Source organism: Hymenobacter norwichensis DSM 15439, from assembly GCF_000420705.1.
GTDB classification, from domain to species: Bacteria; Bacteroidota; Bacteroidia; order Cytophagales; family Hymenobacteraceae; genus Hymenobacter; species Hymenobacter norwichensis.
In genome coordinates this window covers 584,032-610,483 of sequence record NZ_ATVL01000007.1, presented here as the reverse complement: position 1 = coordinate 610,483, position 26,452 = coordinate 584,032, and the positions used below count along the sequence as shown (strand labels likewise).

The window sequence follows — 26,452 nt, the reverse complement described above, 5'->3', positions numbered from 1 at the left end:
TCTTAGCCTATTGGTCAGCCAGCAGGAAGCCATTTTCCTCGCGCACCAGCCCAAACGGCTCGTCGCGCACAATCAGCAGGCCATCTAGGTCGTGGATGTCGGCCAGGGCACTGACCTGAAGTGCGCCCCAGATGCCTAAGGAGGTTTCCACCATGCAGCCAATCATGGTTTGCAGGCCGTGGGCGCGGGTTTCGCGCAGAATCTGGAGGCCGTTGCGGTAGCCACCGGCCTTCATCAGCTTCATGTTTACGCCGTGAAACTGCTGGGCAATGTCGGCGAAGTCGGCCGCATCTGTCACCGATTCGTCGGCGAAAAGCGGCCAGGCGGAACGGGAGTGCAAGTAACGGTAGTCAGCGGCCTGGGTGGCGGGCAGGGGCTGTTCCAGCATCCGAACGTGCAGGCCAAGCAAACCACTTGCACGCTCCACAAATTGCAGTAGCGCATCGGCGTCCTGCCAAGCTTCGTTGCCATCTATGAGCAGCGGCCGGCCAGGTAGCACGCGGGTTAGCTCCCGCAGCAAATCGTAGCCGCTTTCCTGGTTCACCTTCACTTTCAGGGTTTGGAAACGTGCCATGCCTTGTTCGCGCACAAAATCAGCTACGGCGCCGGGCTCCATGATGGGCAGCGTGAAAGCCGTGGGCACGGCTACCGCGGGCTGCGGCGCGCCCAACCACTGCCATACCGGCTGCCCGGCCCGCGTCGCCAGCCACTGCACAAACGCCGCCTCGATTGCGAAGCGCAGCGCGTGAGCCGGCGGGTGCGCCGCCAGAAACTCGTGCAGCTCCAACTCGGTTTGTACTTCTGCCAAGCCAGCCGCCATTAGTGCTGCAAATTCCGTTTGGAGTGCTTCGGGCGTTTCGTTGTAGCGCACGTTGGGGGCGGCCTCTCCTCTGCCTACTGACCCACCGCCGGCATCCTGCACCTGCACCACCAGGTTGGTTTTGGTGGTGGAGGCATTGCGGGAGATTTTCCAGGTGAAGCGCAACGGCAGCACGTAGGGCGTGAGAGTCCAGAGGGGCATGAGGCAGCAGAAAAGACGAAAATAGCCTATTAGCGCCCAATGCCACGCACTGCTTGTGCTGCTTTGCTGGTTTCTTGTCGAATACAATCTTCCAACTGTTTCAGCGTCAGTTGCTGGCTACCAGCGGCGGCCAGTGCAGTGGTACAACAGTGAACAACTTGCAGGATAGCCGCTCCGGTAAGCTCGTGGGGGGGCTGCCACTTGCGGTTATTCGATGTCGGGAGCTAAACTGAGCTGTTAGGAAATCGTCTTTTGCCAGATTACCGCCCGCTCTTCCACTCAAAGGGCCGGAAACTGGATGATGGTGCGAAGGCGCCGCAAGAAGGCATCATCGAGGTTGGTGCGGTGCTCGGCAGCTAGTATTACTACACCCTTGTACGCTTCAAGGCGCTGCAAGAGGTTGCTGGCTTCTTGGTTGGCGTACTTGTCGTGGGCGTTGCGGATACCGGTACGCTTCCCAAACAGGGCGTCGGCTTCGTCGAAAAATAGCACCCAGTTGTTAGTTTCCGCTTGTTCGAAGAGACGCGCCAGGTTTTTCTCGGTTTCGCTGCTGTACTTGGCCACTACCTGCGCGGCGTCGATACGCACTATCTTTTTGCCCAGATATTTGCTTAGTACAGCAGCCGTTAGGGTTTTACCGGCACCAGCCGGTCCATAGAACAGAGCCCGGTAGCCGGGACTTGAGGCCCCCAGCCCGGATGCAGCCGAACCAGGTGCAAGCTGGCGGGCCATTGCCTGCACCTGGCGCAAGGTATCGGGGTGTAGCACCAAGTCGTCCCGTTCAATATCCGTTGCGAGGACTTCAGTAGGAAAAGCCAGTGAGTTACTTACGGCGCCAAGCGGCGCCGCTACATAGCTGGACCGGGGCTGCAAGGCACCCAATTGGCCAGGACGAACCGGCGTACGGTTTTTTTCGGCACTCATACAAACGTGTTGGTAGCTGCGTGGTAGGTCTTTTGCAGCACTCCCGTCCCGACGCCTTCAGCAATTTTTTGCTTCAGGGACTTGATGCGCTCCGCATAGTTGGCGGCCCCAATGGTTAGCAGATTGGCGTAGGCCCGGTCCCAATTGCCACCAGTGTTTAGGGCCGCGGCAATCCGGTCGAAGGTAGCGCGGCCCTGGTGCAGAATGTCGCATACCACTATGCACACCCGAGCCGGGGCCTGGTCGAGGCCGAGCCGCCGATGGTAGCGCGGCAGATTGGCCTGAAAATGGGTAACAGCTAGCTCCACCTGGGTTTGTTGATTGAGCGCATCATGCTGAGCCCAGTGCACCATACGGGCAGCGCAGATGGTTTCCTGCGTTTCAATGTCCAGCAGCGTCGGGTTCAGGTATTCCATCAGCCCCTTGGTGGACGTGTCACTTTCCAGCGGCGTCAGGGTTTCATCGTTGCTTTGGTAACAGATGCGGTTCTGTTTCAGTGTTAGCCGCGGGAAATATTCGGCGGCCAGCGGTAGTTGCAGCAGCGCCCGCACATAGCGTACAAAGTCGCCGTTGGGAACATGAGCGGCGTATTGCATGAACCCGAACGTGAACCGGGCTCGGTCGTAGGTATTGAGGCAGAAAAACGAGCCTTTGCTTTCCACGTAGGCGGTCGGGTAAATGAAATCCACCCAGAAGCCGTGCCGGGCCCGGTACGTGCCCGGCTGATAAACCAGCCCGGCTTTCACATCGGTGTTGTAGAGCCCAAAATTGTCTTGATACCGGGTGCTATACCCAATGGTGAAGCGCGCTTCCGGAGAATTCAGCCGCGCACCAAGGTAGGCAGTCCGGCCGTTGGGCAGCACGTTGGAACTGATAGTAAAGGAGTAGGCCATAGCATGACTGTGTTTTTATACCCGTGAAATTCAAACCACTGTAACAGCACCACAACATGGTTGGGTGGCCGCTAACGACATCAGCAGCATTAGGCACTAGCCATGCGGCACACCAACCGCCGGACGATAAACTCGGCGGGACGCGTGGCGGCCAAACCCATTTCCACTACCATTCGGCCCTCCAGAATATCAAGGGCAGTCATGGTTCTGCCCAGCCCCACGGCCACGTAAAAGGCGTGTTCCGGCTTAATGCCCGGTAAAGCGCCTTGCCGCCAGAGCGTAAGCAGGAAGTTTTCAACCATGCTCTGTACCCGCCCCCAAGTGGTGGCGTCGTTGGGTTCAAACCCGAATGGCTGGATGGCTTTTTTCACTGATTCCTCCACGAAAAGAAACAGCCGCTGCACGTTCACGTAGCGCCATTCGCTGTCGTTGCCGGCCAGGGTGCGGGCGCCCCACACCAGCGTGCCTTTCCCAACGAACTCCCGAATGGCATTCACCGATTTGCCGGCTACCGGGTCCACGTTCAATTGGTCCTGTTGGGCGTTGGTTAGCGCGAAAGTTGGCTTCAGCACCGCCACCAAGCTCACATTGGCCGGTGCTTTCCAAACACCCCGGCTAGCATCAACAGTGGCATATACTCCCGCCACGGCCGCACTAGGCGGCAGCTTGCAGGGCAGGTCCCGAATGGCAGCTTTTGCCAGCTCATAGCGCTGCGGATTGGTGGTAGCCAGGCTACTTAAAGTGGTGATAGTTGCCCGCTTGAAACCCTGAAAAGAGTGTACCACAACGGCGCCCTCGTCCACGGCATAGTCCAGCACGGTGGCCAGGTTGGGCGCGTAGGCGGCTCCGTAGCGGAGGTTGCCGGAGCTTATGCCGCTACGGCGGAAGTTGTTGATGACCGTCAGGAAATCAGGGCCGGGCTCGTTCAGAGAAACCCCGTCGCCGTGCACGTCCAGCAGCACGAAACGGTCTTGGCGCAGGGCGCATTGCGCCAGAGCCAAATCTTGCAGGGCTTTAAAATCGATGATGGAAGCCAGAGCCTGCGCTTCAGGCAATACCAGTAGAGTTAACTCGTCGGCGGCCCGCAGCACAGCCAAGCCGGCGGTCAGTTCGGCCAAGACAAGCGCCGTTCCTAGCGGCTTGTACAGCCCCACCGACGCGATATAGCAGGGCCCGCCCCCGTTGGCAAAAAACAGCTGCATGGCATAGTAGAGAATATGCCGGGAACGGGCCGTTTCCGCCAATGTAGCCACTACATTCGTTGCAGACTTACCGGCGGCCTTTAGCGTTCCGGTGATGGTGACGGCAACGGCAGTTTCAGGCTGTGGCCCCCCAAAATACTGGCGGTATTCTGCCATGGATGTAATGCGAGTCGGTTGCAGATGCAGGTCGTTGGCGGTGGTGCGCTGGGCCTGCTGGGTGTAGCCGACGAAGGCCGGAATGGCCGTTGGCACTGCGGCAACCGAAGGCGGGAACTTCGGTATTTCCTCCACATAAACTCCCGGTGTTTTGCTTGGTCCTGGCATCCTGTTCCTGCTGAAAGTCCCACTTACCACTCCTAACCGCCTTGTATTCACTCCGCCACGCCGCAGCTCCCTCACGGTTTATATTTTGGCTATCAACAATTTACCTATCCATAGCCTCACAAATAAAACAAAGCGCTGCTACTTCCCCAATCACATAAGCATGTGGTAAAGCCCGCCTTCCTGCGGCTCGTTTTCAACGAAAATCACAGCCAGTATTCATAGCCAAGAGCGTTACCGCCTAGTGCGTGCCCGGTACTCGGCGCGGGCACTCGCGCCCTGCGCCTGCCCCGTCTGTAGTGCGCTGGTGCAGGCTGGTGGAAAGGGGCGGCGGGGCCGGTTAGAGGAGTTGCAAGCTGGGTTGGCGCTGGCCGACCCCAAAAACCTATCTTTGCTATCTACACCCTCTCTCATTTTGCTGCCGCGTATGAAGTTTTCGCGACTCGTCCCTGTCGTTTTGGTGCTGGCCCTGGTGGCCGTGCTACTTACCGTTCTCACTTCCTATCAAGTTATTAGCCTCGACCCCGTGGTGGCGCAGGCGGCCCGCTGGCTGTTTCTGGCCGCTTTCTTCGTCTATGGCATTCAGCGCCGCTCCCTCACCTTCTGGATTGTGGTGAGCATGTTTGTGGGCGCGGAAATCGGCAACGACTTCCCCGAATTTGCCGTGAACCTGAAAGTGCTCAGCGACATTTTCCTGAAGCTGGTTAAAACCATTATTGCACCGCTGGTTTTCGCTACGCTGGTGGTGGGCATTGCCGGCCACGCCGACCTAAAACAAGTAGGCAAAATGGGCCTCAAGGCGCTGGTGTACTTCGAAGTCATCACCACGTTTGCCCTCTTCATCGGGCTGGCGGCCATCAACCTCACCAAAGCCGGCGTGGGCATCAGCCAGGCCGGCGTGGACGTAGAAACCGAAAAGCTGCAAGCCGTCAAGCAGTCAGCCTCCGATATTATTCTGCACATCTTCCCCGAAAACATTGCCAAATCGGTGGCCGAGGGGCAGGTATTGCAGGTGGTGGTGTTTGCCATCATCTTCGCCATCGGGCTGGCTATGGTGCACCAAAACAAGCGTAAGCCGATGCTGGAAATCATTGAAAGCTTGTCGGAGGTGATGTTCAAATTCACCAACGTGGTCATGTTCTTCGCCCCGATTGGCGTGGGTGGCGCTTTGGCGTACACGGTGGGCAAAATGGGCTTCGAGCCGCTCAAAAATGCCTTCTATCTGCTGCTCACGCTGTACGTGGCGTTGCTGGCCTTCCTGCTGCTGGTACTACTACCCATGGCCTTGATTGCCCGCATTCCAGTGAAGCGCTTCGTGCAGGCCATTGCCGAGCCGGTGAGTATTGCCTTCGCCACTACCTCGTCGGAAGCCGCTTTGCCCCGCGCTATGGAAGCCATGGAAAGCATTGGCGTACCGCGCCGTATTGTGGCCTTCGTGATGCCCACGGGCTACTCGTTTAACCTGGATGGCACCACGCTCTACCTATCGTTGGCGGCGGTGTTCGTGGCGCAGGCCGCCGGCATCGACTTGTCGTTTGGGCAGCAGCTGGTTATGGTATTCACCTTGATGCTGACCTCGAAAGGCGTGGCGGGTGTCCCGCGGGCGTCGTTGGTGATTTTGCTGGCAACGGTAGCATCGTTTAATCTGCCGGCGTGGCCGGTGTTCATCATCCTGGGTATTGATGCCTTGATGGACATGGCCCGCACGGCCGTCAACGTAATCGGTAACTGCTTGGCTACGGCCGTGGTAGCCCGTTGGGAAGGCGAGTTTGTGGACAATTACGTAGCCCCCGACCCGGTGGAAGGCCTAGCTGAAGCCGACAGCACCTTGGCCCAGCACACGCACTAAGCAGTTTTAGACATCAAGCAAGCACATCCCCTTAGTAGAGCGAATCTGCTAAGGGGATGTGCTTTTATATAGTGTTTAGGGGTTATTGAGTGCTGTACCCAATTCCTTCGCACAACTGATGCTGGGGCTTTATCTTCGTTGTTTCAACGAGTAACGCAGTGGAGCAGGAGGTACAGCGCAAGATTATTCACCTAGACATGGATGCTTTCTATGCCTCGGTGGAGCAGCGTGACCAACCGGCGTTGCAAGGGCGGCCGGTGGCAGTAGGTGGCTCCCGGCAACGGGGCGTGGTGGCGGCGGCCAGCTATGAGGCCCGGCAGTTTGGGGTACGCTCGGCCATGGCTTCGTCGGTGGCGGTGCGCAAGTGCCCAGAGCTGGTATTTGTGAAGCCGCGCTTCGAGGTGTACAAGGAAGTGTCGCGCCAGATTCGGGAGATTTTTCTGGAGTACACACCGCTCATTGAGCCTTTGTCGCTGGATGAGGCTTACCTGGACGTCACGCACAACCTGAAGCACATAGCTTCGGCGACGCAACTTGCGCAGGAAATCCGGGCCCGAATTCATCAGGAAACCCGCCTGACAGCTTCAGCAGGCATTTCTTACAATAAGTTTCTGGCCAAGCTGGCTTCTGATTACCGCAAGCCAAACGGACAATTCGTTATCAAGCCGCACGAAGGGCTGGCTTTCGTGGAAACACTCTCCGTAGGCCAGTTTCACGGCATTGGGCCTGCTACGGCTGGGCGGCTCAACCAACTGGGCATCTTTACAGGGCTGGATTTACGGCAGCAAACGGAGGCGTTTCTGCGGCAACATTTCGGCAAGGCTGGTTCGCACTACTTCCACATTGCCCGCGCCCAAGACCACCGCCCGGTAGTAGCCGACCGGGTGCGCAAGTCCATCGGCTCGGAAACCACTTTCGAGCAAGACCTTACCACGCATGTTGAATTGCTGGCGGGCCTGGAACCCGTACTAGCGGCGGTGTGGGCAGCCAGCCAACGGACCGGCGCCACCGGCCGCACCGTCACGCTGAAAGTGAAGTACGCCGACTTCCGGCAGATTACGCGCAGCCGCACCTTCTTGGCTCCCATCCGTACACCTGAGCTGCTGGCTCAGGTCAGCCACGAGCTACTAGCGGTGTTGCTGCCATTGCCGCTAGGTGTGCGCCTATTAGGCGTTTCCCTCTCTACGTTGGAAGTGGAAACCGAAGCCCCAGGCCAGCAGCTGACGCTGAAGTTCTAAGCTACAAAGGTGCAGTAGCCCAGGCGCGAGCTTCAGCAATGGTAGAAAAGAATTGGCTGGTTAGTTGAGTATGCGGAATGACCGTGGCTACCAGCGCGGTAATACCCATGCGGTTCATGGCGTCCAACGACTCTACGGCCGCAAACCGACACCCTCCCCGTTCACTTAACCCCTTAAATATCAAGTCACCGCTCCACTGCAAATCGGCTTGGCGTAGGGCGCGCAACAACCGGTTGTCGGCAATCAGGGCCTTGGCCCCGTGCTGTTGAATCAAGCGTATGAGTTCCAGCATTGAAACTCGGAAATCGGCGCTAGGCACAAAGTCTAGCCATTGCAGTTCCAGCGTATTATGGGTGGTCTTGTGCAGGTAGATATGCAGGTACTGGGAACTGTACAGAGTTTCCATAAGCAGAGCAGAGACGAACGAAACAAGTTGAACTGGTAACAGGAGAGAGCCTACACATTAAGTGCAGCGCACCGTTTCTGCACGCTCTGCCGAGCCTCTTCCAACGAGGCATAGTACACAGGGTCCAGCACATACTTTTCCGGCTGGGCTACGGCCTGCTTGGCGTACTGCTGCGTAGCCATTTGTCCCAGAATATTAGTGGAGGCCACAATGCTCACTTCGCGCAGCCCCGCCTGATATGCTTGGGCGTTCCAGTCATCGGCCAACCATTGCTGCACTTCCTTAGGAATGGCGCTCATGTGCCGGGTATCGGCAATCCAGCCCCAGCGCTGCATAGGTTGGCTGTGCGCCTTGTAGTGGGCTAAACCCGCATTCATCAGGTGCTTGAACTGGTCCCGATTGGCAAAAGCATGCAACTGGACAATAATACAGGGTACTTCTTGGTCGGCCCACACCAGTGCGTAGGGCTCGTCCACAATAACTTCTTCTGCCATACGGCCACATACGGTTCCGCTTGGTATGTGGTTATCTTCCCCCTTCAGGCCGATACGTTCGTTTAATTTTTCAGCTTTCCAAGGTCTGAACAACTCGGTGCGGGCCGCTATACCGCTTATGCAGTCACAGTATTTTCTGGTGCTTTACGCCCGCATTATAGCTTGCTGGCCTTGGCAGGTTTGCTGCGCGTCGGGCGCTTTTTGGTTTTCTTTTTTGGTTTGCGGTGTTTGGGGCGCTTGCCGAACAGCTCCCGCACCGCTTTCCGCTCGGCCCGCATTTCCAGGCGCTGCGGTAGCCGAGCCGTTAGCCGCTCCCGCACATACTGCGCCACCGCCGACAGCGGAATGGCATGCGTGGTGCGCAGCAAATTGAGCACGTCGCGGCGGCGGAGCGTGCTGATGCCAGTTAGGCCGCGGGCCAATAGAAACTGCCGAACCTCTTCCAGCAACAGCAAATCGGCCACTACGGCGCGCTCCACGGTGGCGTTGTAGAGCGCCGGCCGGTACGCCCGCAGCCCTTCCGCCGACGCTACTAGTATCCCCACCCAATCGGGCAGCAAAGGCAGCAATTTAGGCAGGTGCTTCTCCGTCACCACGAACGTCACGAAATCGTAGGCTCCGGCGTAGCAGCCCAATTGCCGGCTCACCCGTTGCAGCGTGTCGCCGTCGCCTTTCACCTCATAGCCGTGCATAAACTGCTCGGTGATGTGCACCACATCTACGCGGGTGCTGCCAGTGGGTAGCTCGTTGATGTACACGCCGCCCGCAAGCAGTGGGTAAAGCAGAGCGCGGATTTCCGGGTCGTTCATGGGTACTGCAAGTTACCAAGGCTTCGTTGATGTTCTGAACCGAGCAGCTGGCACAATTTTTCCAATCGGCAGTTTAAACCCGCACTCACGGCTGGCATCTATGCACCTAAAACAGCCATCTTCTTTTCTTTGCCCTATGAAAGCAACCTTAACCTCTACCCTAGCGATGCTGCTACTGGCTACCGCCACGCTGGCGCAGAATCCGCTTGATAAGCCTCAAGGCCCCGGTGGCCCGTCCCGCTCCGAAATGAAAGCCTACTTCGAGCAGAATGTGCTACCTGTGGTGCAACAGCAACGTCAGAAGCTGGAAACTCAACTCGCCAGCACCGACAAAGCTCAACTTACCACTTACCGCACCCAGCTGAAAGACGTGCGCCAACGTAGCCAGGCCTTGCGGCACAGTTTCCGCGTCAGCCGAGCTACCGCTCCGGCCAGTCCCGCGCCCGCCAGCACGCGCCCTGCCCTCACCGAGGAGCAGCGCCAGCAGTTTCGGCAGCTGCACACCGAAAGCCGGGCCATTATGCAGAATGTGGCGCAACTGGCTCAGAAGTATGCCGGTAGCATCAGCCAGCTAACTGAGGAAGTCCAGCCTCAGCGCGCGAAGTGGGCCAATGATATGCAGGCCATTGCCGCCAAAAACGCCACGCCCGAGCAGCAGGAGAAGCGCGCTCCGATGCAGGGCCGTATGCGCCACCACGGCGCTGGCAGGTTTTTTCGGCCTACCGCCTTTCTCTTGCTCGACCCTAGCGCTACTACTACGGCGCCTGAGCCCGGCGTGAGTGGCACCAGCCTTTACCCCAACCCGGCAGTAGCTACCAGCCAACTCGAATACACCGTAACCAAGGCCGGCCCCGTAACCGTGGAACTGCTTGATGGCCGCGGCAACACCCTGCGCACCATTACCCAGGAGCCCAAGCAGGAAAAAGGCCCGCATGTGCTGCCTGTTAACCTCAGCGACCTAGCGGCGGGCACTTACTACTACAAAATCACCACCCGCACCAGCTCGGAAACCAAGCGGTTCGTGAAAGAATAACCAATTGCCTTCCAGCGTTAGAAAGCCAGCTTCCTTTCGGGGCTGGCTTTTTCGTGTGAGTGGGTCTGCTGGAATCCGCTCTATCTTTGTGCTCTATGCTTCGCAACCCGCTTACCTGGCTTTTGCTTTTTGTTGTGTCCACTGCCTTGGCTGGCTGCTGCGGGTCGGTGGAATGTGCCTGCAACGACCGATTAGACGATGCCCTGGTCTTTCGCTTCAATGTGGACGGGGTGAACGATCCAACCAAAAGCTTCCCGCTTACCCAACTCGATACAGTCTTTATTCGGCGGGTGCCTATTGATACCGCGCAGCGGCCCCGCGCCGACACGGTGGCCATAACGGGACGGGCGGGCTACGTTACCACGTTCACCATCAACAACAACACGCCGTTCCTACAGAACAGCTCCCGCAAGCTCGACCAATACGACTACACCATCTACCTGGGCAACCGCCGTCGTCCAACGCAGCAGTTTGTGATAGATACGGTTCGGGTCGTTGACGACTTCGCCGGTTCCGGTTGCTGCACCTGCAACCGCAACCTGGACAAGTTCATTCGGCTCGATGGCCGGGACTACAACCTGACTGATCCTGCGGGCGACGACCAAACCGTGGAAGTGGTGCTCAACAGCAAACCGTAACACCGCCTCTACGTCCGGCAGGCGGGCCAGCTACGTATAGTTGGCGTACTCCGCCGATGAGTGGCCTTGAATTTGGCTATCTTCGATGTTGTTGCCTCTGCTATGCTACCCGAACCCACACTCACCCGCGCCACCCTTTCGGCGTTTCCGTTCAAAACAACGCTCAGCCTCGAGCCGCTGATTGCCTATTGGCAAGCGCACGAAAACGACGCCAACCCCGGCCTGGCCATGCTGGCTCGCGCCATTGGCCAACGGGTAGCCGAGCAGCCCTGGGCCCGCGGCCCCATCACCGATATGTCGTTGCTAGAGTGCAACTGCGACTTGGTAGAAACGCTGATGCTGGCTATGTTTCCGCCGGCCTCCTTCAAAACCGACATCAGTGGCGCTATTGCGCCGTTTCAGCGCTTCAGCTTTTATCATACGCCTGCCTTTGCTGATGTGCTGCTGACGGCCAACAAAACCATCAAGCAGCCGCTCAACATCGACCTCAAAACGCTGGAAATCTACACCACCCGAATGGCGTACCAGCTCATTCTAGACAAGGTGTATGGCGTGCAGATGCCCCACACCGGGGCCATTACATTCACGGTGCCCGACTACAGCATTGGCCTGTATCGGCACTACGGCGTCGATTTCAACTCCACTTTCCTAGATGTGCAGGTAGTGGGCGGCCCCCGGCCCGAGCTGACTTCCGAGCAGATTGAACTGCTGACGCGCAACCCACACCGCCTCAGCTTGTGGCAGGAGTTGCTGCCCGCTGAGCAGTTCGAACTGGAAGGCTTCAACATTCTGCACCTTGTAGACGTCACTGACCAGGAAATTCTGTCGGAGCTGAAGTACGACCTGCTGGAACGCGACGTACTGCAAGCCTCCGACCGGCTGGAGCAGATTCAGGAGAAGCTGCGGGTGCTGTTTGGCCGGCCGTTCTTACAGCTTGGCATTGCCGCCTACGACGAAAAGAAGCAGGCTTTCGTGGACTTCGGCCGCAAAATCAACCATAGTTTTCTCACTAAGCAGCTGCACAGCCAAGATGCCGGCTCGGGTTTCCGCCAGATTTACAGCCAGCTGTGGCAGAACCGCCAGCCGCTGGTGCTCGAAAACGTGGAAACCGCCGACATTCCTGAAGATTTACGCCAGCAGATTCTAAGCCTCGGCATTCGGTCAGCCATCTTGGCTCTGCTGCCATACGGCGACGACACAGTAGGCTTGCTGGAGCTAGGCTCGCCGAACGTGGGCGACTTGGACGAGTTCGACGTGGAAACGGTAGCGCAGTTTGTCCCGCTCTTTGCGGTGGCCGTGAAGCGCAACGCCGAGGAAATCCATACCCGTGTGCAGGCCATTATCAAGGAGAAATTCACGGCCATCCACCCCACTATGGAATGGCGCTTTACCAACGCGGCCCAAAACCTGCTGCAAAAGGTGGAAGATGGCAACCGCAACGCCGAAATGGAGGACATCGTGTTTCACGACGTATTCCCGCTGCACGGTTCCAGTGATATCCGGGGCAGCAGCACGGCCCGCAACGAAGCCATCCAGGGCGACTTGATTGAGCACTTATCGTTAGCCAACAAGGTGCTGAAAAAGGCCGCTGAATTTCAGGCGCTGCCTATTCTCGACGAGTTGAAATTCTACGTCAACAAGAACTTGCGCCGCCTGCGCCAGGGTATCGTGTCGGGTGATGAGGTAAGTATCTTTGAGTCGTTGCGAACGGAGGTGGAGCCGTTGTTCGAGTATCTGGGGCAGAACACGCCGGCTTTGCGGCCAATTATCAGCCAGTACTGGTCGAATATTGACCCCGAGCTAGGCATAGTGTACAAGCGCCGCAAGGATTTTGAGGAAAGCACCACCATGCTCAACGACGTGGTGAGCGACTACCTCGACGAGGAGGAGGACAAGGCTCAGCTGATGTTTCCGCACTACTTCCAGCGGTTCAAAACCGACGGGGTGGAGTACAACATCTACGTGGGCGCGTCACTGGTAGAGAACAAGCCGTTCGACATGGTTTTCCTGAAAAACCTGCGGCTGTGGCAGTTGCTGGTGATGATAGAAATTACGCGTCGCACCGCTGCGCTTAAACCGCAGCTGCCCGTACCGCTCGATACCACGCAGCTCATCCTCATCCATAGCCAGTCGTTGAGCATCCGTTTCCGGCAAGATGAGCGCCAGTTCGATGTGGACGGTGCCTACAACATTCGCTACGAAATTATTAAGAAGCGCATCGACAAGGCCACCGTGCTAGGAACCGGCGAACGGCTCACCCAGCCCGGCCATATTGCCCTCGTGTACGCCCAGCAGCGCGAAGCAGATGAGTACCTAGAGTACCTCGACTACCTCCAAGACCGGGGCCTGCTGGAACCGGAAATTGAGGAGCTAGAGCTGGAAGAGTTACAAGGCGTGAAAGGCCTACTGGCCCTACGGGTGAAAGTGAAATTGTAAATCAGAAATAAAAATTGGCCGTTCAATATGCTCAAACAAGGGGATTGAACGGCCAATTTTTATTTTCTAGTTTTTAATTTCCTTCCGGTACCATCACTTTATCTAGCACTACTTGATATGCATCAGCGGTGACGCTTACTTCGCCTAAATACGGATGGTCGAGGGCCGCAATTAGAAAGATCATCAGCCCAACCATGAAGGCCAGCAAGCCAGTTAGCAGCGCATGAAACGGTAAGCTGTCTACCACGAAGCAGTAGGAAAAGGCAATGGTGATGAGCGCCCCAATCAGCACCACCGACCACAGCACGGCCGGCACCCCGCTGCTAATGCTCTCAATGCGCTGCCGCCGCAGTTCCACCAGTTTATTGAATGTTTCGATGGCCTCACCGTGCAGCACTTGCAGGCTCCCCGTCTCGACTTCGGTGTGCAGCAAACCCAGTTGAAACTTGGTGAGGACTTTGCGCTCGGTATCGTTGGCCATGCCTAGGCGCTGTGCCGGCCACGATTTGCGCACGATAAATTCGGTGTAGCCCCGCAGTTCTTGTTGCAGGGGTTGGGATACGGTGTCGGGGTAGCCGCTTAGGTCGCGGTAGAGGACGGCCAGCGTGGCGGCCTCCTGCGAGGCAATACTGGAAGCATCGGAGTAGTTCTGCCAAGTAGCTATGGTGAGCAAACCCAGCGTCAGGCCGTAGAGCACCGTCACGCCCGAGAAGAACCAACCTACCGTGCCATTGTCAATCAGGGTGGCCATGCGGCTACCGTGCAGCCGGCGGTGGCTGAAATACAGGCCGAGCAGAGAAACCAAGATGGTGACGCCCACAATGAGCACAGCCAGGAGCCACGTGGGCATTTCATACAGCCACAGCATATAGTGCAGGGAAGGGTCTACGGAGTATAAACTAGCCTCCCAGGGTGAAGTGGCATCCATTGGTTTGTTTGCAGTGAAGAGGCCGTATCATACCGCAACTGCCGAGCTTTAGTTGCTTGTTTACGAGTACTTAGCTGGAATTTCGCAAAGAACCCGTTACCCCTACGCCTTCTGTTCCTCGCGCCACCATAGCCGAAGCGCGGTGCGCAGCAGAATCAGCCATAGCAAACCGGCCGCAAAGCCCGCCAGTACATCGGTAGGGTAATGCACATGCAGGTACACGCGCGTAAGGCCGATAAGCACTGCCCAGACCACCAGCAAACCCGCCCAAGCCGGATGCCGGCCGTGCCGCCACAGCAGCCAAGCCAAGCAACCATAAAGTGCCATACCAATCATGGCGTGGCCGCTCGGAAAGCTCAGCCCCGCTTGGTATAACAGCGCCGACGAGGGCCGCACCCGGTGGTAGTGTGTTTTAAGCAGTTGGTTGAATAGCGCCGCGCCGGCCACGGCCAGAAACACTTCCAGCGCCTCCCGCTTTCGGCCTAGCCAACGTAGCAAGCTAGGGCCAAGAATAGCCACTGCCACCAGAAAAGGTGCCGAACCAAAAAACGTAATGCCTCTAGCCACCGAGTCCAACCACAAACGGCCCGCCCGCAACTCTTCCATTTGCCGGAAACCCCAATCGTCGAACTGCGCGGAGTGCGCCACGAACACCACCCGCGTAAGGTAGAAAAACAGCAGCAACGACGCGACGAACGTTCCGCCTACCACCAGCACTTCCAAGGTCAGGAAGCTAAACAAGGTCAGCAGACGGTCGGTAACGGATTTTCTTGGCACGGGCGACGCGGTTTTTCGCTGATTACGCAAGACAATTGTCTCTGATGAAGACCAGAAGCAGCGTCGGTCTTATTGATGTAGACAAGAACAAACAAAAAAAGCCGGTCCATTTCTGGACCGGCTTTCGGTGCGCTCGGAGAGACTCGAACTCTCACACCTTGCGGAACTGCCGCCTGAAGACAGCGCGTCTACCAATTTCGCCACAAGCGCAGACTAACAACCAAACTACAGATTCCCTTTCGGATTGCTGTTTGGTTCTGCAAAGATAAGCGCATTTTTCAGGCTTAGGCAAGTATCAGGACAAAAAATCCAGTAAATTCTCCTCAGCAAATCCTTATTTACAAGCTATTCAGGCTGTTTTTCAGCTGTTTGCGCTGGATTTTCGAATGGTTTTTTCCAGCGTTTTTCCAGTTGTTTCAATACCGGAATAGCTACCAGCAGCCAGACCAGCCCAGCCGTGAAGCCGGCCAGTACATCGGTGGCGTAGTGCACGCGCAGATACACGCGGGTAATACCGATGAGAACAATCAGCAGCACCAGTCCGGCAATCAGCAGCCAGCGCCACAGGGGGCGGCGCACGTAGGTGTAGCATAGGTAGATGAGCAGGCCGTAGAACGAGCTGGAAATCATGGCGTGGCCGCTGGGAAAGCTTAGCCCCGAGGCCGAAACCAGGGGCAGCAATGGCCGCGGGCGGTGGTAGAATTGCTTAAGCGCTAGGTTGAGCGTGATGCTGCCCAGCGCTACTACCGGCACCAGCAACGAGTTCCAGCGGTGCCGCCGAATCAGCAGAAACCAGTTGATAAGCAGGCAGCCGGCCACCGTGATAAAGTTGCGGGAGGCAAGGAACGTAATGGCTTCCACCCATTGCTGGCGCGGCCCTAGCAGCTTGCGCGCACAGCGAAACGCCGCCGCATCGAAGGTGGCAGCATCTTGGTCGAACACCTCCCGCCCTAACGCCAGAAACCCCACTACGCCTGCAATGCCCAGCAGCAGCGTAACCGTAAACTCGGTGAAAAACAGCGTGAGGGTGGCTAGTATCCGCCGCAGATGCGTGGTCATAAGCAATGAAAACAACGTAAAGACAAACCGAGCCGGTTGAATGAATAAAGTAACGGCTCGGGCAAGGTAGCTGTTGCTTGCTTTGCTGCCGGCTCAGTCTTTAGTGTATGCGCTTTTCCCTTCCTGATTCCGGCTTCGACCGGGTAGCCGCTTTCTACGACCCGCTGAGCCGGCTGGTGTACGGCCAAGCACTGTTACGCGCCCAGCATCACGCCCTGGAAGCTGGCTTACCGCCCGGTGCGCCGCACCTGCTGGTTATCGGCGGCGGCACGGGAGGCGTACTGTTAGAAGTGCTGCGCCAGCGGCCCCAAGCCACAGTATTGTATCTGGAAGCCTCACCGCAAATGCTTAGGAAAGCACAAGCTTTACTATTGCGCCGGCTGCCCGCAGCGGCCACGCAGGTGGAGTTTAGGCGGGGTACCGAGGCCAGCCTGACCAGCCAAGACGCTTTCGACGGCATCATCACCTTCTTTTTCTTGGATTTGTTTGAGCTGCGACGTTTGCAACAGATTATGGCCCGCCTGTACGCCACTCAAAAACCCGGTGCTTCCTGGCTGCTAGCCGATTTTGCGCCCGCCCAAACGTGGTGGCAACGGCTATTGCTGGCGGCTATGTACCGGTTTTTTCGGCTGACCACCGGCATCAGCGGCCAAACGCTTCCACCTTTTCGGGAGGAACTAACCCGATTAGGGTTGCGGGCAGAACAGAAACAGTATTTTTTTGGTGGGATGATAGAAGCTTCGGTGTGGCGGTAGGAATGTAAATGCGGAAGACACCGCCTTAAATGCAGTGTCAGTGAAATCCGCAACGTGGGCTACCTTTAGCGCGTCCTTGGTTTTCACACCTCTTTGCTCTCGAATGATCAGTAAAACTGCTACTCTGTTGCTGCTGGCGCTGCCGCTGGCTTTCACGCGCCCGGCGGCGGCTCAGGAAACTCCCGTTATGTACACGGTGGCTTTCCCCAATGCCGTTCACCACGAAGCCCGCATTCAGGTCACGTTTGCGCAAGTGCCGACCGGGCCGTTGCAGGTGCGCATGTCCCGCTCGTCTCCGGGCCGCTACGCGCTGCACGAGTTTGCCAAGAACGTATATGACGTGCAGGCCACCGACTCGAAAGGGAAGGCGCTCAGCGTCAACAAGCCCGACCCCTACGGCTGGGATGTAACTGGCCACGATGGCACGGTTATTTTCACTTACACCCTGTTTGGCGACCGGACCGACGGCACCTACGCCGGCATCGACCGGCGCCACGCTCACCTCAACATGCCTGCCACGCTGGCTTTTGCGCGGGGCCTAGAGCAGCGCCCCGCCGAAGTGAAGTTTACCGTGCCGGCTGGCTGGCAGGTGGCCTCACAGCTCCGGCCCGATGCCACCAAAGGCACCTGGTATGCGCCTCACCTACAGTATCTCATGGACTCTCCTACTTCGTTGGGGCCGCAGCAAACCCGCAGCTGGCAAGAACAAGGCCGTACCATTGAAATGCAGGTGCTGCACGACGGTACCGAAGCCGAGCTGGACAGCTATGTAAGCCTGACCAAGAAAGTAGTGAAGGAAGCTGCTGCCGTATTTGGGGAGCTGCCAGAGTATGATTTCGGGCGCTACACGTTCATTGCCAACTACCTGCCCCAGACCAGCGGCGACGGAATGGAGCACCGTAACTCCACCTCCCTCACCAGCAGCCGCCCCTTACGTGGCCCCGCTGCCCTCGATAACCTGGGCACTGTGTCGCACGAGTTTTTCCACAGCTGGAACGTGGAGCGGATTCGTCCGCAAGACTTGGAGCCGTTTGATTTCGAGCGGGCCAACATGAGCAGTAACCTCTGGTTTGCCGAAGGATTCACGCAGTACTACGGCGAGCTATTGCTGCGCCGGGCGGGCGTATACACCGATGCCGAATATTGCACTGAGGCTCTGAGCGGCATCGTGGATGCCATGCTCACGATGCCGGGGCCGAAGCGTTACTCGCCGGTGTATATGAGCCAGCAGGCGCCCTTCGTGGATGCCGCCGCCGCCATTGACCCCAACAACCGCTCGAACACCTACCTGAGCTACTACTACATTGGCGCGGGCAACGCGCTGGCGCTGGATTTGCAACTGCGCCAGAACTACAAAACCGACCTCGACACTTACATGCGGGCCGTGTGGCAGCAGCATGGCAAAACCCAGCGCAACTACGCGCCCGCGCAGCCCTACACCCTTCGCGACCTGCAACGCGTGCTGGGCGAAGTAGCCAAAGACACCGCCTTTGCCGGACAGTTTTTCCGCCAGCACATTATGGGGCACGAGCTGCACAAGTACGATGCCTTGCTAGCTCCCGCCGGCTTACTGGTGCGACCTGCTCGCCCCGGCCAAGCCACCCTGGCTGCCCGCCTGCAATTCAACCCCGACAGCACCGCCATGCTCGGCACCACCCTACTCGGCAGCCCGCTCTATACTGCCGGCCTCGACCGGGAGGATGTGCTGCTGAAGGTGGAAGGCCAAAAGCCTACCAATGCCAAGGAAATGCAGAAACGCCTAGCCGCCCACAAGCCTGGCGACGTGGTGCCCATCGAGTACCGCACCCGCGACGGGGTACACACCGCGCAAATCACGCTTCAGCAAGACAATACTCTGGAAGTGGTACCGATGCCCAACGCTACCCGCAAGCAACTGGCCTTCCGTAAAGCATGGCTGGCTGGTAAAGCAAAGTAAGCAGTTTCACCTAATCACAAAAAAGCCTCTCCGTACGTACGGAGAGGCTTTTTTATGGACTTAACAACTACTCTGTTCTAACGGCGACGACCAAAGAAGCGGAGCAGGAACAGGAATAGATTCACGAAATCGAGGTACAGCGTGAGGGCACCGAGCACAGCCGCTTTGCGGTCCATGTCCTGGTCTTCGTAGCCCAAGAAAGCCAAGGCTTTCACTTTCTGTGTGTCGTAGGCGGTAAGGGCCGTGAAGAGCAGTACGCCAATGAAGCTAGTAATCCAGTACAACATGGAGTTGGCCCAGAACAGATTCACTACCGAAGCAATAATAAGCCCTATCAGCCCCATAAACAGCAAGTTGCCCCAGCGCGACAAGTCGGTGCGGGTGATATAGCCATAGAGGCTCATGATGCCGAAAGTGCCCGCCGTGATGAAAAACGTGGATGATATGGACTCGGTGGTGTACACCATGAAGATGACGCCCAGCGTCAGGCCATTCAATAGCGAGTAACCGATGAAAGCCGCTGTGGTAGTACCCGCCGACCAGTCGAAGGCTTTACGCGACAGGAAGCCTACCACCACCAACTGAGCCAGCAGCAAACCCATAAACACAAACCGGCTACCAAATATCATTTCCTGTAGCGTGGAGGAGGCGCCAACTACCAAGGCTACCGCGCCGCTCATGGCCAATGCAGCGGCCATCCAGCCGTATACCTGGGTCATGAAGCGCGCCATAACCTGGGAGGCTTCCTCCGGCGACAATACCAGTTGCGGCTGTTGAACAGGGTAATTTTCAGAATCAAACTCTTCCATTGTGTAGTAAAATAAGTAGAGGTGTGAGGTAAAGACGGGGGAAATTAGTGGTTTGCCATATATGAACCTAGCCGCCCCACTTTACTGGATTGCCGGTACTTTTGCCGAATGCCCGTCCTTCCCTCTACGCGTCAGCTCTGGCTGCTGTACGCCATTATCCTGCTCGATGTAATTGCGGGGGCGGCCATTGGGCCGGTAATGCCGGAGTTTGTGCGGGGGCTGCCCGAGCCGCAGCTATGGTTGTCGGTCGGGACGGGCGTATTTCTGGGGGTACAGCTGTTTTCGGCGCCGCTGCTGGGCCGGCTCAGCGACGGGTACGGCCGCCGGCCGATTCTGATTGTGTCGGCGGTGGGCACGTTGCTGGCCAATCTGCTGCTGCTGCCGGTGCGGGCCGGGCTCTACTTCGTGAACCGGGCTTCCGACGGTCTCACCAACGGCATGTATGCCACCGTGCGCTCGGCCATTACGGATATTTCGCCACCCGAGCGCCTGTTCAAGAACCTGGGCGTGGAAGGTGCTATTATTTCGTTGGGCTTCGTGCTGGGGCCAATGGCGGCGGGCGTGCTACTTACCACGCTGCACGTGCCACCCACTCAGCAGGCGGCGTACGTGGTAGGGCTGGCGGTGGTACTGGCTGCTCTGAACATTGGATTGAGCCTATTGCTGCCTGAAACCCATCGGCAACGCAACGGCGTGCGAGGCGCTGAATTACGTACCGAGCTAGCATTAGCCGTGAATCCGCTCACGCTCTGGGCGCGGCTGCAAGCCAAGGATGCTACCAACCCCGGCATCCGGCGGATTGTACTCACGCAGGTGGCTCTCACGCTCAGCACAGGCTATTATTTCTACTTCGTGCCATTTATGAGCTTGGGTGAGCTGCGCATGGATGCCCGGTCTATTTCCTACTTCTTCATGTTTTTCGGGGCCCTGAGCGTCGGGCTGAACTACGTGTTCTACACCTACTTTGCCGACCGAATCAACCAGCGCCGGGCCATTGTGTGGCTGGCTGTGCTAGGCACTCCGGTGCTGGCCGGCTACGGGTTGGTAGGGACGTCGCGCACGGTGCTGTTTGGGCTAGTGTTTTTCGACTGCCTCACGCTTTCCTTGATTCAGGGCTTGCTGGAAGGGCTACTGGCTCGCCGCACCACCGAGGCCGACCGGGGCGAGATTTTCGGGTTGAACCAAGCGTTTCAGGGGCTGGCCAGCTTCACTGGCACCTTGGTATTTGGGGCGCTGTCGGTGCTGAATTTGCGGCTGCCGTGGGTGTGGTTTACGCTGTGCTTGGCCGCCGTAGCGTGGTTGGCCCGCAATCGGAAAACGGCATAATGAACGGTAGGTAGTTTGTCACAAACCACAATTTAAGACGCCTTTATGCTTCGTTGCGCTCTGCATGACGGCCTAGTTTTCAGGGCACGGTCTATATGTCTATATAGTGAGCAGGGTCAGCTATTTTTTATGGAAAAGCTGTAATGATTACTGCTAACTGACGATACATGGCGGGAAACCTATCAGTTCTTTCCCAGCCCGTACGCATCATGGCTATCTTCGATAATATCGCCAAAGCCGCCAAAGACTTTTTTGTGGAGGAAGATGAAGCTGCCATTAAGCCAGCAGCTTCAGCACCCGCCCACCCGGCTGCCACTTCCATCAGTCAGTCGCTCCCTTCCTACAATGCCAGCACCCAGCCCGAGCAGCGTCACCTCGACCATATTGCCGGCCTGCTGATTGGTGACGGCAAAGACTTTGCGGCCTATATGAAGATGGTGAAGAGCATGGCCGCCGCGGGCATGAATGGCCCGCTGCTCTACCAAACGGCGTTTAACGCTTTTGCCGCCATAAATGGCGCAACGGTGCCGGGCCTGTTGGCTTCGGCGGCTACATTTGAAACGGCCCTACAATCAGACCGCAACAAGGTGCTAGAGCGCCACCGCGAAAAAATGGGCGAAACCAAGGGCCACAACATTGCTCCCAGCGCACTACTGAACCTAACAGCGCAGGAACAAAAGCTGGCCTTGGAAATTGCTGAACTCACTAAGCAGCTTCAAGAAAAACAACAGCAGCTCACCGAAACCCAGCAACAGCTCACCGAGGAAAAGCAGAAAACGCAGTCGGCGCTGGCCAGCTACGAAGCGGCTAATGCCAGCGCCCTGTCCGAACTGCAAGCACACCGTAAAGCTGCCGAATCGTTTTTGATTGGCAGTGGGGCTGCTATGGCCTAAGCAAGTAAGCTGAAGGCATAGCAATGCCCGCGGAAGCTTGGTATATTTCCGGAAAACTGCACCACTCGCGCATCCTTTGCGTTGCATACCGTATCTATCCAGTACCGCCCACCATTTCTTTTTGCTATGCTTCGTCTTTCTGCTTTCCTCGTGAGCGTGCTACTAGCTGGCACTGCCGCCGCCCAAACGGTACTGCCTGCGGCCGGCTTGTCGGCCTCGTCGCCCACGCTGCCGGGGGTACTGGGGCCGCGCCAGAGCTTTCGGGTGAATGCAGGCTTTATGACGATGGGGCGGTTTGGGTCGGCGTCGTACGTTAGCCCCGAAGCCGCTTACAAGCTCAGCAACCGCCTCACGGTGTTCACGGGCCTCACTTACATGCGCCTCACGCCCGGCCTGGGCACCCGCACCGCCGTGGCCGATGGCGCCCCCCGCGCCTTCGCGGGTACCAATCAGTACCTCATGCAGGTGGGCGCGCAGTACGCCGTGTCGCCGCGGCTGGCCCTTACGGGCACGGCCTGGAAAGATTTGTCGCGCGCCGTGCCAGGCAGCCCTATCGTGAATCCGTACGCCGGGTTTGGGGGCCGCATGGGCTCGGGTATGAGCTTGCGGGCCGATTACCTGATTACCGAAAACCTGTCGGTGTCGGGTGGTATTCGGGTCAGCAACGGGCAGTCGGGAGCGTATCCGGGGTATGCGCCGGGGCTGACGAACGGCGGCATCTGGTAGAACGCATCATCTTACTTTTCAGCTTCTACAACCAAGCCTCGGGAACCTTCCGGGGCTTGGTTGTTTATTTGCCACCCCTTCACTTTACCTCTTGCATGGCTGCTCGCCCTACTTACGTCCGCAACGAAGCGCTGAACACCATTCGCCCCAATTATCCTGGCAACAAGATGATTGGCAAGGAATTCTGCAACGGAGAGGAATTGTACGAACCTACGTTTAGTACGGTGCTGCGCTGGCAGACCAGCAAGAATCCACAGAAAGAAGAGAAGAAAGCCGATACCTGGGTGCCCAACGTGGTAGACTGCACGGCGTTTCTGCAAAGCCAGGAAGATGGCCTAGTGTGGCTGGGCCACGCCAGCTTTCTGCTGCGCGTAAGCGGCGTGCTGCTGCTCACCGACCCGCTGCTGTTTTCGTCTATCGGGCTGCGCCGCCGCCACGCCCTGCCCTGCCGCCCCGAGGACCTAGTGAGCATCGACTACCTGCTGCTCAGCCACGGCCACCGCGACCATCTCGACGCAGAATCAATCAAACTGCTGGCTCGCCAAAACCCCACTATGCAGGTGCTGACTTCGTTGCGCATGGCACCGCTGCTGCGCGGCATGGCACCCACGCTAAAGGTGCAGGAAGCTGGCTGGTGGCAGCAATACGACTTGGGCGACAAGGCCCCGTTCGAGCTGTTTTACCTGCCCGCCTCGCACTGGCACCGCCGTGGCCTCTTCGATTTGAACACGGTGCTGTGGGGTAGCTTTTTGCTGCGGACGCCCGATTTCCGCACCATCTACTTCGCCGCCGATACGTCGATGGCCGGGCATTTCGAGGACATTGAGCAGCAATTTGGCCCTCTGGATATCGTGCTGATGCCTATTGGAGCCTACAAACCGGCTTACATGATGCAGCTCAGCCACGTAAATCCGCACGAAGCCGCTAAGGCGGCCAACCTGCTGCGGGCCGGCCACGTGGTGCCCATGCACTACGGCACCTTCGATTTGAGCGACGAGCCGGCTTCGGAGCCCCTGCACGAAATCCAGATGGTGGCCAATGGCAATATGCTGCGTGGGGAGCTACACGTGCCGGCCGTGGGGGAGGTGCTGCGCTGGCAGGACTGGGAATAAACTTGGCAGCCAGGCCCAAATACGGCCCCCTCGAAACAATATGAACAGCTCACAGAAAACCTGTGAGCTATGGCCTGAAAGGATTTATTAGGCGGTTTGTTTTTGTCGGCTTCCGAGCCGACACACGCCGCTTTGTGGTTATTCCATCTAATATCTGGTTTCCAGCGTATAGGGCCTGACTGTTCAGCTTCGCACACACGCGAACCTACTATTGAACCTTGTCGTATTTCGAGATTTAATCCTATTAAAATGGCGTTAATCTGCATTTAACGTCATTTTAATACAAGTTTTTGCAACCTTTTTGCACCTTTGTCTTTTGTTAACCTGTCTGCTTACTGCTTAGTTAACGGAGTACAGCTGCGTCGTCCGGCTCGACTTGCTGTCAATGAATAGAATCAACTGGCCTATTCTATTCAACGCTTGTTTTGATGTGCGTCTGGCTCCTCTGGTAACTGCCTCTCTCGCAACAACCTATGGCTTCCAAGAATTTACCATTACCTCCCCCTACCCCGTGGCAGCGCCTCACACGCATGCTCGACACGGAGCGCGACACCATTCGCTACATCCTGTTCTATGCCATCATTACAGGCCTGATTAGCCTCACGCTACCCTTGGGTACCCAAGCGGTGTTCAACCTGGTTTCGACGGGGGCGGTGTTTGCGTCTTCGTACATCCTGATTGCAGTGGTGGTGCTGGGGGTGCTCATTGGGGGTATTGTGCTAATTGGCCAAATGAAGCTGGTGGAAGCCATTGAGCAGCGCTTGTTCGTTAAGGCGTCCATTGAGTATGCCTACCGCCTGCCGCGCATCAAGGCCGAGGCATTGGAAGGCGAGAATCCGCCGGAACTGGTCAACCGCTTCTTCGACATCCTAACAGTACAGAAAGGCTTGTCCAAGTTCTTGATTGACATGATGTTCGCGGCGTTCCAAATTCTCTTCGGAGTAATTGTACTCGCGTTCTACCATCCCATTTTCATTGCCTTTGGGTTATTCACCATTGTCATGCTGGTATTCGTGTATATGCTGAACTACAGCCGGGCCCTGCGCACCAGCATCGAGGAGTCGGCCCACAAATACGAAGTGGTGAACTGGCTGGAGCAAGTGGCCGGCAACCTGCCCGTGTTCCGTGGCAATCCACAAGAGCAACAGTGGGCCCTGACCCGTACCGACGAGCTATCAGCCGATTATCTACACGCGCGCAATGCTCACTTCCGGGTCCTGAAAAACTATTATAAATGGGGCGTGGCGCTGCGCACCGTGCTTACGGGCGGTCTGCTGATTGCGGGCACCCTGTTTGTGGTGTCGCGGCAAATGACGCTTGGGCAGTTTGTGGCGGCTGAGGTACTCATTGTACAGATCAGCAGCTCCATTGAAAAACTGATGTCCGGCGTCAGCAATGTGTTCGACATTCTGACCGGCGTGGAGAAACTAGCGGCGGTAACCGATTTGCCAATGGACGAGAAAGAAACGGAAGGTACCCATGCTTAATTTATCGAATCAGCACGTAGACGAGGCTGTGTGGCATGAGCAGCCGACACGCTCCCGCAAAGAGTTGCTCGAACCCAAAAGCAGCAAGTTCTTGGGCCGGGTTATGTTGGCCATCGGGCTTATTTTCCTGATTATCTTGTTTCTGCCTTGGCGGCAAACCATTCAGGGCACGGGTATGCTCACCACGCTTAGCCCCCAAGACCGGCCCCAAACCGTACAAAATGCCATTGCGGGCCGTATTGAGCACTGGAATGTGCGGGAGGGTCAGCTGGTGAAGAAGGGAGACACTATCCTCACCATTTCTGAAATCAAGGACGAGTATTTCGACCCCAATCTGCCCGAGCGCCTGCGCGAGCAGCTAACCGCCAAGCGTGGCAACGTGAATGCCAACGTAGCCAAAATTCAGGCCACCGACCAGCAAATGGCAGCCCTGCGCCTCACCCTAACTGTGCAGCTAGAAGCCGCCGCCAACCGCGTAATACAAGCCCGCCATACTGTTTCCATCGACAGTGCCGATTTGGTGGCTGTCACCAACTTCTACCAGATTGCCAAGAACCGGTTGGCCCGCTATGAGGAAGGCTACAAAAACGGTTTGTTCTCCCTCACTGACATTGAAACGCGCCGCCTGAAACTTCAGGAAGACTTGGCCAAGGTAACTGCGCAACGCAACAAGCTATTGAACTCGCAACAGTCTCTGGCTAATGCGAAAATCGAGCTAGCCAACCTGCGCGCCAAGTACGAGCAGGATTTGGCCAAAACCCTCTCAGACCGCAGTTCGGCCGTATCTAGCCGGGCCAGCTCGGAGGGCGAGGTGGCGGTGCTACGCAACAAAATCAGCAACGTGGAAGTACGGCGCGGCTTGTATGTGGTACGGGCCCCACAGGACGGCTTCGTGGTACGCACGCTCAAAGCCGGTATCGGCGAAACCATCAAGGAGGGTGAATCCATTGCCACACTACAACCCGATACGCCTGTGCTAGCCGCCGAAATGTACGTGCGGGCCATGGATGTTCCCCTCATTCAGCGGGGCCGTCCGGTGCGCATTCAATTTGATGGCTGGCCGGCGGTACAGTTTTCGGGCTGGCCCTCGGTGGCAGTAGGCACCTTCGGCGGCACCGTCACGGTGATTGATGTAGTAAGCTCAACCAACGGCAGATACCGCCTGCTGGTGCGCCCCGACCGGCACCACCAGCGCGACAACAAATGGCCCTCACAGTTGCGTTTGGGCTCGGGCGTGTACGGCTGGGTGATTCTGGATTCGGTGCCGGTGTGGTACGAAATCTGGCGGCAGCTCAACGGCTTCCCGCCTAGCCTACAAGACGCGCCCAATGAGGCCCCGATTAAGGCAGAAGCGCAAAAGAAATAGCAGATGAGGATTCC

At 57.4% G+C, this 26,452-nt stretch carries 24 protein-coding genes and 1 tRNA gene; 13 read left to right on the top strand and 12 right to left on the bottom strand.

Going from position 1 to position 26,452, the window contains the following annotated elements; translation table 11 throughout:
• Positions 1-7: 7 nt before the first annotated feature.
• The 4 genes from G536_RS0108815 to G536_RS0108800 all read right to left on the bottom strand — a co-directional run bounded on the left by G536_RS0108815 (position 8) and on the right by G536_RS0108800 (position 4,364).
• A complete protein-coding gene (locus G536_RS0108815) occupies positions 8-1,021 on the bottom strand; it encodes a dipeptide epimerase (RefSeq protein WP_022823228.1) in 1,014 nt (337 codons plus the stop codon).
• Between the two features lie 279 nt (positions 1,022-1,300).
• On the bottom strand, positions 1,301-1,945 hold the full coding sequence (locus G536_RS29985) for an ATP-binding protein (RefSeq protein WP_051166889.1): 645 nt from the start codon (positions 1,943-1,945) through the stop codon (positions 1,301-1,303).
• A complete protein-coding gene (locus G536_RS30490; RefSeq protein WP_022823227.1) occupies positions 1,942-2,838 on the bottom strand; it encodes a hypothetical protein in 897 nt (298 codons plus the stop codon). Before G536_RS30490 ends, G536_RS29985 begins: the two co-directional genes overlap by 4 nt.
• Positions 2,839-2,927: 89 nt before the next feature.
• Positions 2,928-4,364 carry a phage tail sheath family protein gene (locus G536_RS0108800; protein WP_022823226.1) on the bottom strand — a complete coding sequence of 479 codons (1,437 nt, stop codon included), beginning with the start codon at positions 4,362-4,364 and terminating at the stop codon, positions 2,928-2,930.
• A 424-nt stretch (positions 4,365-4,788) separates the two neighbouring features.
• Between G536_RS0108800 and G536_RS0108795 the strand changes: the two genes are divergently transcribed.
• Both G536_RS0108795 and dinB read left to right on the top strand, forming a co-directional pair.
• A complete protein-coding gene (locus G536_RS0108795; RefSeq protein ID WP_026879983.1) occupies positions 4,789-6,210 on the top strand; it encodes a dicarboxylate/amino acid:cation symporter in 1,422 nt (473 codons plus the stop codon).
• 158 nt (positions 6,211-6,368) lie between these two features.
• Positions 6,369-7,448 (top strand): DNA polymerase IV, encoded by a 1,080-nt coding sequence (gene dinB, locus G536_RS0108790; protein ID WP_022823224.1) that lies wholly within the window; start codon positions 6,369-6,371, stop codon positions 7,446-7,448.
• 1 nt (position 7,449) lies between these two features.
• Here the strand turns inward: dinB and G536_RS0108785 are convergent, their stop codons facing one another.
• The 3 genes from G536_RS0108785 to G536_RS30485 all read right to left on the bottom strand — a co-directional run bounded on the left by G536_RS0108785 (position 7,450) and on the right by G536_RS30485 (position 9,157).
• Positions 7,450-7,854 carry a hypothetical protein gene (locus G536_RS0108785; protein ID WP_022823223.1) on the bottom strand — a complete coding sequence of 135 codons (405 nt, stop codon included), beginning with the start codon at positions 7,852-7,854 and terminating at the stop codon, positions 7,450-7,452.
• A gap of 50 nt (positions 7,855-7,904) precedes the next feature.
• Positions 7,905-8,348, bottom strand: a complete 444-nt coding sequence (locus G536_RS0108780; RefSeq protein ID WP_022823222.1) for a hypothetical protein — start codon at positions 8,346-8,348, stop codon at positions 7,905-7,907.
• Positions 8,349-8,503: 155 nt separating this feature from the next.
• Positions 8,504-9,157 (bottom strand): sce7726 family protein, encoded by a 654-nt coding sequence (locus tag G536_RS30485; protein WP_022823221.1) that lies wholly within the window; start codon positions 9,155-9,157, stop codon positions 8,504-8,506.
• 136 nt (positions 9,158-9,293) lie between these two features.
• On the opposite strand from G536_RS30485, the gene G536_RS0108770 reads away from it, so the two are divergent.
• The 3 genes from G536_RS0108770 to G536_RS27020 all read left to right on the top strand — a co-directional run bounded on the left by G536_RS0108770 (position 9,294) and on the right by G536_RS27020 (position 13,264).
• Positions 9,294-10,190 carry a T9SS type A sorting domain-containing protein gene (locus G536_RS0108770; protein WP_169515070.1) on the top strand — a complete coding sequence of 299 codons (897 nt, stop codon included), beginning with the start codon at positions 9,294-9,296 and terminating at the stop codon, positions 10,188-10,190.
• A gap of 134 nt (positions 10,191-10,324) precedes the next feature.
• Complete coding sequence (locus G536_RS0108765) at positions 10,325-10,828, top strand: hypothetical protein (protein WP_157530517.1); 504 nt, start codon at positions 10,325-10,327, stop codon at positions 10,826-10,828.
• A gap of 102 nt (positions 10,829-10,930) precedes the next feature.
• Positions 10,931-13,264 (top strand): GAF domain-containing protein, encoded by a 2,334-nt coding sequence (locus tag G536_RS27020; protein ID WP_022823218.1) that lies wholly within the window; start codon positions 10,931-10,933, stop codon positions 13,262-13,264.
• 73 nt (positions 13,265-13,337) lie between these two features.
• Here the strand turns inward: G536_RS27020 and G536_RS0108755 are convergent, their stop codons facing one another.
• From G536_RS0108755 to G536_RS27010, 4 genes are all read right to left on the bottom strand, one after another.
• Entirely contained in the window at positions 13,338-14,192 is an 855-nt protein-coding gene (locus tag G536_RS0108755) for a bestrophin-like domain (RefSeq protein ID WP_022823217.1), read from the bottom strand.
• A gap of 102 nt (positions 14,193-14,294) precedes the next feature.
• The gene (locus G536_RS27015; RefSeq protein ID WP_157530515.1) at positions 14,295-14,969 is read right to left on the bottom strand and encodes a phosphatase PAP2 family protein; all 675 of its coding nucleotides are present in this window, start codon (positions 14,967-14,969) and stop codon (positions 14,295-14,297) included.
• A 128-nt stretch (positions 14,970-15,097) separates the two neighbouring features.
• A tRNA-Leu gene (locus G536_RS0108745) sits at positions 15,098-15,179 on the bottom strand.
• A gap of 135 nt (positions 15,180-15,314) precedes the next feature.
• Positions 15,315-16,028, bottom strand: coding sequence for a phosphatase PAP2 family protein (locus tag G536_RS27010; RefSeq protein WP_022823215.1), 714 nt, complete (start codon positions 16,026-16,028; stop codon positions 15,315-15,317).
• A 107-nt stretch (positions 16,029-16,135) separates the two neighbouring features.
• Between G536_RS27010 and G536_RS0108735 the strand changes: the two genes are divergently transcribed.
• Together G536_RS0108735 and G536_RS0108730 are read left to right on the top strand one after the other, a co-directional pair.
• Positions 16,136-16,783: a class I SAM-dependent methyltransferase gene (locus G536_RS0108735; protein ID WP_022823214.1), complete on the top strand. Its 648-nt coding sequence runs from the start codon at positions 16,136-16,138 to the stop codon at positions 16,781-16,783.
• A gap of 103 nt (positions 16,784-16,886) precedes the next feature.
• Entirely contained in the window at positions 16,887-18,719 is a 1,833-nt protein-coding gene (locus tag G536_RS0108730; RefSeq protein WP_022823213.1) for a M61 family metallopeptidase, read from the top strand.
• Positions 18,720-18,796: 77 nt separating this feature from the next.
• On the opposite strand, the gene G536_RS0108725 is transcribed toward G536_RS0108730, so the two are convergent.
• Positions 18,797-19,528, bottom strand: coding sequence for a Bax inhibitor-1/YccA family protein (locus tag G536_RS0108725; RefSeq protein WP_022823212.1), 732 nt, complete (start codon positions 19,526-19,528; stop codon positions 18,797-18,799).
• 108 nt (positions 19,529-19,636) lie between these two features.
• Between G536_RS0108725 and G536_RS0108720 the strand changes: the two genes are divergently transcribed.
• The 6 genes from G536_RS0108720 to G536_RS0108695 all read left to right on the top strand — a co-directional run bounded on the left by G536_RS0108720 (position 19,637) and on the right by G536_RS0108695 (position 26,438).
• Entirely contained in the window at positions 19,637-20,854 is a 1,218-nt protein-coding gene (locus tag G536_RS0108720; RefSeq protein ID WP_022823211.1) for an MFS transporter, read from the top strand.
• Positions 20,855-21,021: 167 nt separating this feature from the next.
• Positions 21,022-21,747, top strand: a complete 726-nt coding sequence (locus G536_RS0108715; protein WP_169515069.1) for a hypothetical protein — start codon at positions 21,022-21,024, stop codon at positions 21,745-21,747.
• Between the two features lie 126 nt (positions 21,748-21,873).
• Entirely contained in the window at positions 21,874-22,473 is a 600-nt protein-coding gene (locus G536_RS27005; protein ID WP_157530513.1) for a hypothetical protein, read from the top strand.
• 95 nt (positions 22,474-22,568) lie between these two features.
• Positions 22,569-23,585 (top strand): MBL fold metallo-hydrolase, encoded by a 1,017-nt coding sequence (locus G536_RS0108705; RefSeq protein ID WP_022823208.1) that lies wholly within the window; start codon positions 22,569-22,571, stop codon positions 23,583-23,585.
• A gap of 473 nt (positions 23,586-24,058) precedes the next feature.
• Entirely contained in the window at positions 24,059-25,072 is a 1,014-nt protein-coding gene (locus tag G536_RS0108700) for an ABC transporter transmembrane domain-containing protein (protein WP_022823207.1), read from the top strand.
• Complete coding sequence (locus tag G536_RS0108695; protein ID WP_022823206.1) at positions 25,065-26,438, top strand: HlyD family secretion protein; 1,374 nt, start codon at positions 25,065-25,067, stop codon at positions 26,436-26,438. The genes G536_RS0108700 and G536_RS0108695 overlap by 8 nt, the downstream gene beginning before the upstream one ends.
• The last annotated feature ends 14 nt before the right edge of the window (positions 26,439-26,452 follow it).